The sequence below is a fragment of the Citrobacter sp. 21OH12SH02A-Citro genome (assembly GCF_027919895.1).
In the GTDB taxonomy this organism is placed as follows: Bacteria; Pseudomonadota; Gammaproteobacteria; order Enterobacterales; family Enterobacteriaceae; genus Citrobacter; species Citrobacter braakii.
Genome location: NZ_CP114801.1, coordinates 3,088,939 through 3,101,032 on the forward strand (window position 1 = coordinate 3,088,939; position 12,094 = coordinate 3,101,032).

Below are 12,094 nucleotides of genomic sequence, written 5' to 3' on the forward strand. Positions count from 1 at the left end.
ATGAATATTGACGAATTAAAATCCCATGCGCTGGCTGCTCGCCGGGATATTGTCACCATGATTTATGAATCAGGCATTGGCCATCCTGGCGGTGCATTGTCCATCATCGACATTCTGACCTGGATTTACGATCAAGAGGTGGACTTCTCCTGCGCCCCTCGCGCTCGCGTGGTCATGAGCAAAGGTCATGCGGTTGCTGCTCAGTACGCCATGCTGCATCAAAAAGGCAAAATTGAGCGCAGCGAATTTAATACTTTTCGACAAATTAACTCACGTTTACAGGGGCACCCTAGCATCAAATCTCTTCCCGAAGTCGATGCAACAACCGGCCTGCTGGGCCAGGGATTATCCATTGCCTTTGGTATGGCGGCGGCCAAAAAACAGCGGGGGGAATCACAGCGCGTTTTCGCCATCATTGGCGATGGCGAAATGCACGAAGGGCAAATCTGGGAGACGCTACAACAGGCAGGCCATATGAAGATGGATAACCTGGTGGCGATTATCGACTACAACGGTTTTTCCTCCCACGACCCCGTTAATCAGGTGGTGAATCTGGAACCTCTGGCCGACAAAGTGCGTCTTTTCGGCTGGCACGTACTCGAACTCCATAACGGTAACGATATGCATCAGGTTGCCGACACGCTGATGCTTTCACGCCATCTGAAAGGAAAACCTGTCGCCATTATTGCGCATACCACCAAAGGCAGTGGCGTTAGCTATATGGAAAATAACGGTGACTGGCATTCAAAAACCCCAACCACCGAACAATATCAGCAGGCTATGGAGGAGTTGCAGTGATGAAAGCCCCACGTGATGAAATTGGTAACGCACTCATTGCCCTGAAAAAAAAGGGCTATCCCATTGTCGCCATTGATAGTGATTTAGCCAGCTCCACCCGCACTGACCAGTTCCAGGCCGTCTATCCAGACGCTTTCTTTGAAATGGGTATTGCGGAAGGATCGGCAATGAGCTTTGCCACTGGCCAGGCGTTGGAAGGAAATATTCCGTTCTACGTTAACTTTGCGATGTTTGTGACAGGCACCGCCTGGACTCAACTGCGCCAGGCGTGCTACGCCAAAGCTAACATTAAATTAGTTGGTAGCCACCCAGGAATGGATGATGGACCTGACGGCGCATCGCATCATGCGCTGGAAGATCTGGCCCTGACGCGCGTACTGCCGGGGCTCACAATTCTAACGCCTGCCGACGCTGAAGAAGTTGAGTCCGCATTTGAACAGGCAGTAAACATTCCCGGTCCGGTCTATATTCGCGTAGCCCGAGAACCGATGCCCGTGCGCGATAAATCTGCCGTTCCGCGAGTGACCGATATCGCCGCCGTGGAGGACTCAGGCAATGACTTCGCCATTCTCTATGAAGGGACCGTTCTGGAGCAGGCAAGCGCAGGTTATGTGCAGCTGTGCGCCCAGGGAAAACGTGGCAAGCTGATTCACGTCGCTATGCTAAAACCGTTTAACCGCCAGCGCTTTCTGCAACTGATTGCCAACTGCCCGCAGATCGCAACAATTGAAAATCACACGATCACCGGTGGGCTTGGCGGACAGGTTGCTGAAGTATTGGCGGAGGAAGGATTAACCACGAGATTAATCCGACTGGGGGCACAAGATACGTTTACGGAATCAGGCAATAGCCGCCAGTTGAAAGAGAAATACGGTATTTCGGCGACCGCACTCTTTGAAGCCCTCAGATAGTTCGGGTTGGCAGACCGCAATGCGGTCTGCTGCTCTGAAATAAGGAGAACACAATGACATCTGCGCTATTTTCTGCCTGTCAGTTTCGTGAACAATGCCACTCCTGGCAGGAGGCCGTGACGCTGGCTTGCCAGCCTCTGGAAGAACTGGGCGCGATTACGTCCGCCTACGCTCAGGCAATCATCCGTGAAACAGAACAACTGGGTCCGTGGTACATCTTAAGCCCTGAGTTTGCCCTGCCGCACGCTCGTCCGGAAGAAGGAGTGATAAGCAGTGAGACACATTTGTCGCTCTTGTGTCTGAAAGAGGCGGTGCCTTTTCCAGGGCATCCAGATGTGCGGTTAATTATTGTCCTGGCGGCTGCCAGCAGCACCCGACATATTGAAATGATTCAAAAACTGGTTTGCTGGCTGGATGAAGGGGAGCATTTACAACAGCTGACGAGTATGACCAGTCAGGCGCAGCTTCACTGCACGCTGAAAGCATGCGAATACCTCGCAACTTCCGGCATACCCGCAATGGGAAAATGAGTCACGGTATGCAAACATTTTGCCTTGCATACCGTCTGGCGCGCTTTATACGTGAGCCACCGGAGTCGGTGTATGTCTGGCGCTACGCAACAACATCAGCAGATAAATAAACGATACGCTGGCAATCATAATGAATAACAGATTATCGGAATAATTCTGCATCAGCATGGCGGTGAATGAAGGACCAAGCAGGCTGCCAACGGTATAGCTTAATAACAATGCCTGATTCATGGCGACCAGCTGATGATGTTCAACCTTTTCACAGGCCCAGGCCATCGCCACCGGATAGAGGGTAAAACCTGCCACACCCAACATAAACAACGCAGGCGCCATCGCCGCCTGATTCAGCATGGCGATACTTCCGACGATAACCACGAAGACCTGGACGCGTAAAACCAGCAGGCGCCCCAGCTTGTCTGCCAGGCGGCCAATCGGCCATTGCCCCAGAATACCGGCGCTAACCAGAACCGCCATCCAGAAACCAATGCTGGCGTTGCTCACCCCTTGATGGTTGAGATACAGCGGCATCAGGCCATACAAAGACCCCAGCACAATCCCGGAAATAATACAGCCGTTAACGCCCAGACGCGCCTGACGCAGCCTCAGCATGGAGGTAATAGGAGTAGACTGCTGTTCATCACCCTGCTGATTGGCAATGCGCGTAAAGAGCAATGGCAAAACACCAGCCAGGATCGTACCCGTCACCCACGGCAGGACGTTCATCAATTCTGTTGATACTTTACTAACCAGTAGCTGGCCTAAAAACGTCCCCACGTAATAGATCATCATATAGGCGGCAAGCAAGCGTCCGCGATTACGCGAATTCCCGCTGCACATCAGCGCACTTTCCACTACCACCCAAATCATGGCGCAGCCAACACCGGCGATAAAACGCCAGGTCATCCAGCTCCAGAACCCCACCATAACCCCCAGGCCGATACAGCCCGCGGCAAAAATAAGCGAGGCAATGTAATAGCTGCGATTAAAACCAAGGTGTTTTATTAAATACCCGGTCAGCAACGTCCCTACCAGATTGCCGGTAAAGTAGGAAGAACTCACCACACCTACCTGCCAGGTGGGCAAATTTTCATGGGCGAGCCAAAGCGGGACGAGCGTGTTTAACACGGCGATCGCCAGGGTCAGCAGAAGCAGCCCGCACAGCAACAGCATGACGGGACGGGTATAGATGGACATGAATAAAAACCGTGAGGAAGTTCAAATTTCATGCGCATCATGCCACTGCCAAAAACATTGTCAATCGGCGCAATCAAAGGGCTGAGGCGCTTTCCGGACGATCGATTTGCATTACTGATTCTTAATGTGAATAGATAAAAAACACAAAAACACATCTGCTTGTTTTTATTGATCTAAAACAAAAATCTCGCGTTGCGTTCAGTCGAAAAATTTCATGGACTCCCCTTACTTTTATTTCTTACTAAACTCTATGCGGGATGCAGATCTGCATTGTCTTCAAAATAGAACAGTGAGTTCTTATTTAGGTATCTAATCCATATATCGTTCTTTCTGTAGACTTAAACTCATCAAATTTCCCCCACTGATGCTGAACAGGAGAAATATCATGACTAAACCTTACGTAAGACTTGATAAAGATAATGCGGCAGTACTGCTGGTCGACCATCAGGCTGGCCTGCTCTCTTTGGTTCGGGATATCGATCCCGATAAATTTAAAAACAACGTGCTTGCCCTCGGCGACTTAGCAAAATACTTCAAACTCCCAACCATTCTGACAACCAGTTTTGAGACAGGACCAAACGGGCCACTGGTACCGGAACTGAAAGCTCAATTTCCCGATGCGCCTTATATTGCTCGCCCCGGAAACATTAACGCGTGGGATAACGAAGATTTCGTGAAAGCAGTGAAAGCGACCGGTAAAAAACAGCTGATTATTGCCGGTGTCGTGACGGAAGTTTGCGTTGCTTTCCCTGCGCTCTCGGCTATTGAAGAAGGTTTTGATGTCTTTGTCGTAACCGATGCGTCGGGTACATTTAATGAAATTACTCGCCATTCAGCATGGGATCGGATGTCCCAGGCCGGTGCTCAACTGATGACGTGGTTTGGTGTCGCATGTGAGTTGCATCGCGACTGGCGCAACGATATCGAAGGTCTGGCGACGCTGTTCTCTAATCACATTCCTGATTATCGCAATCTGATGACCAGCTACGACACGTTAACTAAACAGAAGTAAAAAACCGGGGCTATGCCCCGGTTTGTCATTTAGCTGGCAACCGCCATACCGACGGTCATATGCAGCCCGTAGAACACGCCACGACCAATCAACTCGCCGACTAACAGCAGAATAAACGCGACGGAAAGCAGCGGAACTGCAGGCTGGTAGCCTTTCACTTGCGGTACAATCCAGCAGCACAACGCTAATGCCAGAGCGACAATCCGCCACGCCATCAGCGAGCCGTAATCCGGAACCAGCGCAGACGCCTGTTGAATGGAACTGTGGATCGTCGCCAGTTCAGCCCCCTGCATTACAGACATGATGGCGCTCACGACCAGAGCAAGCACTGAAATAGCCGGCAACAGGCGCATCGCCCAACCGTCCACACCAGCAATTCTCAGCAACAGATATCCCAGCAGCGGACCGCCCATAAACATCGTCAGGAAGAAGCCCAGCGGCGTCCAGATGCTGTACCAGGTCGGTACGGTATCGATGGTGTTATACACGCGCACCATCATCCAGACAAAAACCACGCCCAGTACCATGGTGACAACTAACCACAGATTGCGTAATACGGGCGACATTTTTTTCAACGTTGCCAGCAGCCAGCCGATGCCGCCAACGGCAAAGAAGATTGAGCCGCTGGCAATTTCATTACTCAACGCAGAAGATCCTATACGATTGAGTGAGTTAAAGGCGCGCATCGGTGAGCCCAGGTGGAGCATGGAAGCAATAAAGCCAATGCCCATTAATACCCACAGCCCGAACATGCAGGCAATCACGCGCTGCTGCGATTCAGGGCGTAAGTCCCCTTTCATCAACGCCAGCGCCAGAACGATAAAGCCACCAACTACACACTGTCCGAAGACAGTGAAGATCATCAGCGGCCATTCATGCCATCCACTTCCCATCTTACACCTCCTTCGGATTGGCCAGATAACCTGTAGTATCCCCGGTCGGGCGGCTATTGGCGTTAGGTTTGATGACAATACTTGGTTTGGTAAAGTGCGCGCCCGGCAGTGGCGCTACCGCAGCCAAAGTACCGTGTTTTTTGCGCAGCTCTTCAATCGGACCAAAATCCAGCGCACGCAGTGGGCAGGACTCCACGCAGATAGGTTTCTTGCCTTCAGCGACGCGCTCATGGCAGCCATCACATTTAGTCATATGCCCTTTTTCAGCATTGTACTGCGGCGCGCCGTAAGGACAGGCCATGTGGCAATACCGGCAGCCAATGCAAACATCTTCGTCGACAACGACAAAACCATCTTCACGTTTGTGCATCGCGCCGCTCGGACAAACCTTGGTACAGGCCGGATCTTCACAGTGGTTACACGCAATGGAGAGGTAATAAGCAAAGACGTTCTGATGCCAGACGCCGTTGTCCTCCTGCCAGTCGCCGCCTGCGTATTCATAAATGCGGCGGAAGCTGACTTCCGGGGTTAAATTTTTGAAATCTTTGCAGGCCAGTTCGCAGGTTTTGCAACCGGTGCAACGGCTGGAATCAATAAAAAATCCATACTGGGTTGTCATCGGTTACTCCTTACGCCTTTTCAACCTGAACAAGGTTCGTGTGTGACGGATTCCCCTTTGCGAGAGGAGACGGACGCTGGGTCGTCAGGACGTTAATACAACCGCCCTGATCCACGCGTTTTGCATCCGGGTCATACCAGGCCCCTTCGCCCAATGCCACCACGCCGGGCATCATACGTGGTGTCACTTTCGCCTCAATATGCACTTCACCACGATCGTTAAAGATACGTACCTTGTCGCCGTTGTTAATACCGCGTCGCTGCGCATCCATCGGGTTGATCCACATTTCCTGGCGGCAGGATGCTTTCAGGACATCGACGTTGCCATAGGTCGAGTGAACGCGAGACTTATAGTGGAAGCCGGTCAGCTGCAAAGGGAATTTCTCCACCAGCGGATCGTTTAAGCTTTCAAAGCCTGGGGTATAAATCGGTAGCGGATCGATTACATCACCTTCCGGCAGTTCCCAGGTTGCCGCGATCTCGGCAAGCTGCTGCGAATAAATTTCGATCTTACCTGACGGAGTGGTCAGCGGATTGGCTTTAGGATCTTCTCGGAACGCCTTATACGCCACATGATGTCCTTGCGGATCGCGCTGTTTAAAGATCCCTTGCTGACGGAATTCTTCAAACGTAGGCAGTTCAGGAATCGCTTTGCGCGACTGCTCATACAGATGGCGCATCCACTCTTCCTGAGTACGACCTTCTGTAAACTGCTGCTCAACGCCAAGGCGCTTCGCCAGCTCGCTGGTCATCTGGTAGATAGTCTTGCATTCGAAGCGTGGTTTGATCGCCTGATCGGTGAAAATCACATAGGACATGTTCCCGCATGAGGCATCCAACGCGAAATCCATCTGCTCAGAGGCGGTGCAGTCCGGCAGCAAAATGTCCGCGTATTTCGCCGAGGAAGTCATATGACAGTCGATGACGACAATCATCTCGCACTTCTTCTCGTCCTGGAGGATTTCATGCGTGCGGTTAATATCAGAGTGTTGGTTAATCAGACAGTTACCGGCATAGTTCCAGATCATCTTAATAGGAACATCGAGCTTGTCTTTGCCGCGTACGCCGTCACGCAGGGCCGTCATCTCCGGGCCTCGCTCAATCGCGTCCGTCCACATGAACATCGAGATGCTGGTTTCAACAGGGTTTTCCAGCGTTGGCATACGCTCAAACGGCAAACTGTATGAGCCCTCACGCGCCCCGCTGTTGCCGCCGTTGATCCCAACGTTACCGGTCAGGATAGCGAGCATAGAAATGGCGCGGGTCGCTATTTCACCGTTAGCATGACGCTGCGGTCCCCACCCCTGGCTGATGTATGCCGGTTTAGCGCTACCTATTTCGCGCGCCAGTTTGACGATACGTTCAGCGGGAATACCGGTAATCTGCGCCGCCCACTCCGGGGTCTTGGCAATGCCATCCTTACCCTGCCCAAGAATATACGCCTTATAGTGACCGTTCTTCGGCGCGTCGGCCGGTAAGGTTTTCTCGTCGTAACCCACGCAGTATTTGTCGAGGAACGGTTGGTCAACCATGTTTTCGGTGATCAGGACATACGCCAGACCATTGACCAGCGCCGCATCAGTACCAGGACGGATCGGGATCCATTCATCTTCACGCCCCGCACCGGTATCCGTATAACGGGGATCGATAATGATCATGCGGGCATTGGATTTCTGTCGCGCCTGTTCAAGGTAATAGGTTACCCCACCCCCGCTCATACGGGTTTCACCAGGGTTATTACCGAACATAACCACCAGCTTGCTGTTTTCAATGTCGGACGGGCTGTTACCGTCAGCCCAGCCGCCGTAGGTATAGTTCAACCCGGCAGCGATTTGCGCTGAAGAGTAGTCACCGTAGTGATTAAGATAGCCGCCGCAGCAGTTCATCAACCGTGCTACCAGCGTTTTACCCGGCGGCCACGAGCGCGTCATAGTGCCACCCAGCGTACCGGTACCGTAGTTCAGGTAGATAGACTCATTGCCGTAGTCTTTGATAAGACGCTGCATATTGCTTGCAATGATGTCGTAGGCTTCATCCCAACTGATGCGCTCAAATTTTCCTTCGCCACGCTTACCAACGCGTTTCATCGGGTATTTCAGACGATCGGGATTATAGACTCGGCGACGCATGGATCGACCACGCAGACAGGCGCGTACCTGGTGCAGACCGTCATAGTTGTCATCGCCGGTGTTGTCGGTTTCGACATACTTTATTTCACCGTCGACCACATGCATACGCAGCGGGCAGCGGCTGCCGCAGTTCACCGTACACGCGCTCCAGATCACTTTCTCATTAATCGGTGTCGGATTAAGGGCTTCTGCAGCATTTGCAATACGGGTAAATGGCAGGGTAAACGCGCTACTGGCCACCGCCAGTCCGCCTATCGCAGTCGTTTTCACCAAACCGCGGCGAGTAACCTCAGCTGCCAGCACGGCATCGGGGATCTTAGTTTTCATAGTGGCTCACTCTGCTGCTCACAATAAACAAATATTCGATGTATAGTTTTTTATATAACGTTAATATCGATATACGGGCTGGTAGAAACTGAATTTGCTAAAAGACAGAGAAAAATACTGACTTTCATTCGAAGTCAGTATTACCCCTATGGGAGTAGTCGTTATTGTCCGACGTCAAACGGGCATAAAAAAAGCGCCCTGAGGCGCTTTTTTAGCAGAGAAAGGTAACTTAACCGATGAATTCCAGGCCATTCATGTACGGACGTAATACTTCCGGAACCTGAATGCGGCCATCAGCCTGCTGATAGTTTTCCATTACCGCAACCAGCGTACGCCCAACCGCCAGACCGGAACCGTTCAGAGTATGCACTAAACGGGTCTTTTTGTCGGATTTGCTGCGGCAACGCGCCTGCATACGACGAGCCTGGAAATCCCACACGTTGGAGCAAGAGGAGATTTCGCGATAGGTGTTCTGCGCCGGGATCCACACTTCCAGATCGTAAGTTTTGCATGCGCCGAAGCCCATGTCACCAGTGCACAGGATGATTTTGCGATACGGCAGACCCAGCAGTTGCAGGACCTTCTCGGCATGGCCGGTCATCTCTTCCAGCGCGTCCATCGAATCTTCCGGGCGAACAATCTGCACCATCTCAACTTTATCGAACTGGTGCATACGGATCAGACCACGCGTGTCACGACCGTAAGAACCTGCTTCAGAACGGAAGCACGGCGTATGCGCAGTCATTTTGATCGGCAGCGCATCTTCATCGATGATTTCGTCGCGCACCAGGTTGGTCAGCGGAACTTCTGCTGTTGGGATCAGCGCATAGTTGCTGCTGTCAGCTTCTTCATCCAGCGGACGGGTATGGAACAGATCGCCAGCGAATTTCGGCAGTTGGCCTGTACCGTACAGCGTGTCATGGTTAACCAGATACGGGACGTAGTTTTCGCTATAGCCATGCTGTTCAGTATGCAGATCCAGCATGAACTGAGACAGCGCACGGTGCATACGCGCAATCTGCCCTTTCATGACCACGAAACGAGAGCCGGTCAGCTTAACCGCAGCGGCGAAATCAAGACCCGTGTGCATTTCACCCAGGGTAACGTGATCGCGCACTTCGAAATCAAACTCACGCGGAGTACCCCAGCGGCTGACTTCGACGTTGTCATTTTCATCTTTACCCACCGGAACGTCGTCCGCTGGCAGGTTAGGAATAGTCAGCGCAATGTCGCGGATCTCGGCCTGTAAGGTATCAAGTTCAGCTTTCGCGGCATCCAGCTCTTCGCCCAGTTTGTTCACTTCCAGACGTAAAGACTCGATATCTTCCCCGCGCGCTTTTGCCTGGCCGATGGATTTCGATCGCGAGTTACGCTCTGCCTGCAGGTTTTCAGTTTGTACCTGCAGAACTTTACGACGCTCTTCAAGAGCGCGCAGCTTATCTACATCCAGCTTAAAGCCCCGGCTTGCCAGTTTTTCTGCGACTGCGTCTGGCTCATTACGCAGCAGATTGGGATCGAGCATGCTTATCCTGTGCTTATCGAATTAAAATAGGAGAAAGTGACCACAGCCTGCGGTCACAGGGATACAGAGACAACATTACCGCAACGATAACACTAACGGTAGCGTTTTATAGGGCTATTTTGATCCTGTCCGGCGAGCCAGGCGAGCTTTTCGCCAATCTTGCCTTCAAGACCTCTGTTTGTGGGGCGATAATAGCGCGTTTGTGCCATTTCCTGCGGGAAGTACTCTTCTCCGGCGGCATAGGCATTAGGCTCATCATGGGCATAACGATACTCCTGACCGTAGCCCATCTCTTTCATCAGCTTAGTCGGCGCATTGCGCAGGTGAACCGGCACGTCGTAATCCGGACGTTCGCGGGCATCAGACAACGCGGCTTTGAAGGCGGTGTAAACCGCATTACTCTTTGGCGCACAGGCCAGATAAACAATCGCCTGAGCAATCGCGCGTTCGCCTTCCGCGGGTCCCACGCGGGTAAAACAGTCCCATGCGGAAATCGCCACCTGCATGGCGCGGGGATCGGCATTGCCGACATCTTCTGAGGCAATCGCCAGACAGCGACGGGCAACGTACAGCGGATCGCCACCAGCGGTAATAATTCGCGCATACCAATAAAGCGCCGCATCTGGGGCGCTTCCACGTACCGACTTGTGTAATGCGGAGATGAGATCGTAAAAACGATCGCCTTTATTATCGAAACGCGCACTACGTTCACCGGCAATTTCGGTGAGCAATTCTGGTTTCAATACGCGCTTGCCGGAATCATCAACTTCGGCCATATCGGCCATCATTTCCAGCGTATTCAGCGCCCGCCGCGCGTCACCATTAACCAGTTCGGCAATAGCCCGACGCGTTTCTGGCGGCAGAACAATATCCTGGCCGCCATAACCACGCGCTTTGTCTGACATCGCCTGGTCCAGCACCTGTTCAATGTCGTCGGAAGTTAACGATTTCAGTAGATAAACGCGTGCACGCGACAACAGCGCCGAGTTGAGCTCAAACGAGGGGTTTTCAGTGGTGGCGCCAATAAACGTAATGGTACCGTCTTCGATATGCGGTAAAAACGCATCCTGTTGGCTTTTATTAAAACGGTGAACTTCGTCCACGAACAGGATCGTGCGTCGACCCGCGTTACGGTTCTGACGCGCACGCTCAATCGCTTCACGAATTTCTTTAACGCCAGACGTAACTGCCGAAATTCGTTCGACATCGGCGTTGGCGTAACGGGCAATAACTTCGGCAAGCGTCGTTTTCCCGGTCCCCGGCGGTCCCCATAAAATCATGGAGTGCAGATGCCCGGCCTCAATGGCGCGCGGCAAGGGTTTGCCCGCAGCCAGCAGATGCTGCTGGCCGATATACTGCGCTAAATTTTCTGGCCGCATACGCGCGGCCAGCGGCTGAAAAGTATTATCAGAAAAGTCGAGCGACAGATTGCTCACTCACACGCCTCTACTTACGTTGATCGTCAACCGTTACACCTTGCGGCGGGGTAAAGGTGAATTTAGAGGGTTCAATCGCACCATTCTGCTGAGATTTCAGCTGATAGCTGCTGCGCTGATCGTCTTGTTCAACGGCGCTGAACTGGTGGATCGTCCCGTCACGCCCAACATTGATAGTAAACTGCTTAAGGTTACCGCTGCTGGTTTTTGGCGTCAGCACGAAATCATCGCCATTTTGCTTAATATTGTACTGCTGCCAGTCGCTGGCCTGGTTACGTGCAATCAGCATAAACGGCGTGTTGCCCGTGGCGTCTTTCAGCCATGTCGCAGTCGCCTGCTCAACAAACGGGTTAAAGAACCACAGCGTTTTACCATCGGAAACCAGGATGCTCTCGTCAGGCTGCGTCATATGCCAGTTAAACAGATTAGGACGTTTAACCCATAAGTCACCCTGACCTTCCTGCACCGCCGCACCGCTACCGTCCGTGACCTTCTGAGTAAAACTGGCATGGAAGCTACTGACTTTATCCAGGCGGCTTTTCAGGTCGCTGGCAGCATCTGCCCAGACGCTGCTCACCACAAAGCTCGACAATAATGCACAGGTGATTGCGATTCTTTTCATTGTTATTCCTCAAAATACGTCACTCCCAACGGGGAGATCCCTCTGCTATCCATTTCAGGCCAAAAATCAGCATGAGGAAAGTAGAAAATACTGAATTACTTA

General features: G+C 52.2%; 11 protein-coding genes. 4 read left to right on the forward strand and 7 right to left on the reverse strand.

Translation table 11 applies throughout. The annotated features are described in order from the left end of the window. Genes O6D90_RS15065 through O6D90_RS15075 form a run of 3 tightly spaced genes read left to right on the forward strand, consistent with a single transcriptional unit; the run spans position 1 to position 2,239 of the window. Positions 1 to 798 (forward strand): transketolase, encoded by a 798-nt coding sequence (locus O6D90_RS15065; protein WP_016156111.1) that lies wholly within the window; start codon positions 1 to 3, stop codon positions 796 to 798. Then, on the forward strand, positions 798 to 1,709 hold the full coding sequence (locus O6D90_RS15070) for a transketolase family protein (RefSeq protein ID WP_016156110.1): 912 nt from the start codon (positions 798 to 800) through the stop codon (positions 1,707 to 1,709). Before O6D90_RS15065 ends, O6D90_RS15070 begins: the two co-directional genes overlap by 1 nt. A gap of 53 nt (positions 1,710 to 1,762) precedes the next feature. Then, positions 1,763 to 2,239, forward strand: a complete 477-nt coding sequence (locus tag O6D90_RS15075) for a PTS sugar transporter subunit IIA (protein ID WP_016152435.1) — start codon at positions 1,763 to 1,765, stop codon at positions 2,237 to 2,239. Between the two features lie 45 nt (positions 2,240 to 2,284). On the opposite strand, the gene O6D90_RS15080 is transcribed toward O6D90_RS15075, so the two are convergent. Next, positions 2,285 to 3,433, reverse strand: coding sequence for an MFS transporter (locus O6D90_RS15080; protein WP_016156109.1), 1,149 nt, complete (start codon positions 3,431 to 3,433; stop codon positions 2,285 to 2,287). Between the two features lie 385 nt (positions 3,434 to 3,818). On the opposite strand from O6D90_RS15080, the gene ycaC reads away from it, so the two are divergent. Continuing rightward, positions 3,819 to 4,445: an isochorismate family cysteine hydrolase YcaC gene (gene ycaC, locus O6D90_RS15085; RefSeq protein WP_016152433.1), complete on the forward strand. Its 627-nt coding sequence runs from the start codon at positions 3,819 to 3,821 to the stop codon at positions 4,443 to 4,445. A gap of 29 nt (positions 4,446 to 4,474) precedes the next feature. Here ycaC and O6D90_RS15090 read toward each other — a convergent pair whose 3' ends face one another. The 6 genes from O6D90_RS15090 to lolA form a co-directional block, all read right to left on the reverse strand. Next, a complete protein-coding gene (locus O6D90_RS15090) occupies positions 4,475 to 5,338 on the reverse strand; it encodes a dimethyl sulfoxide reductase anchor subunit family protein (RefSeq protein WP_016156108.1) in 864 nt (287 codons plus the stop codon). A gap of 1 nt (position 5,339) precedes the next feature. Beyond that, the gene (locus O6D90_RS15095) at positions 5,340 to 5,957 is read right to left on the reverse strand and encodes a DMSO/selenate family reductase complex B subunit (protein WP_003035741.1); all 618 of its coding nucleotides are present in this window, start codon (positions 5,955 to 5,957) and stop codon (positions 5,340 to 5,342) included. Between the two features lie 10 nt (positions 5,958 to 5,967). After that, a complete protein-coding gene (gene dmsA, locus O6D90_RS15100) occupies positions 5,968 to 8,412 on the reverse strand; it encodes a dimethylsulfoxide reductase subunit A (RefSeq protein ID WP_016156107.1) in 2,445 nt (814 codons plus the stop codon). A gap of 229 nt (positions 8,413 to 8,641) precedes the next feature. Beyond that, the gene (gene serS, locus O6D90_RS15105; protein WP_003831902.1) at positions 8,642 to 9,934 is read right to left on the reverse strand and encodes a serine--tRNA ligase; all 1,293 of its coding nucleotides are present in this window, start codon (positions 9,932 to 9,934) and stop codon (positions 8,642 to 8,644) included. A gap of 92 nt (positions 9,935 to 10,026) precedes the next feature. Continuing rightward, the gene (gene rarA, locus O6D90_RS15110; RefSeq protein ID WP_016152429.1) at positions 10,027 to 11,370 is read right to left on the reverse strand and encodes a replication-associated recombination protein RarA; all 1,344 of its coding nucleotides are present in this window, start codon (positions 11,368 to 11,370) and stop codon (positions 10,027 to 10,029) included. Positions 11,371 to 11,380: 10 nt separating this feature from the next. Further along, complete coding sequence (gene lolA, locus O6D90_RS15115) at positions 11,381 to 11,992, reverse strand: outer membrane lipoprotein chaperone LolA (RefSeq protein WP_003831898.1); 612 nt, start codon at positions 11,990 to 11,992, stop codon at positions 11,381 to 11,383. Between the last annotated feature and the right edge of the window lie 102 nt (positions 11,993 to 12,094).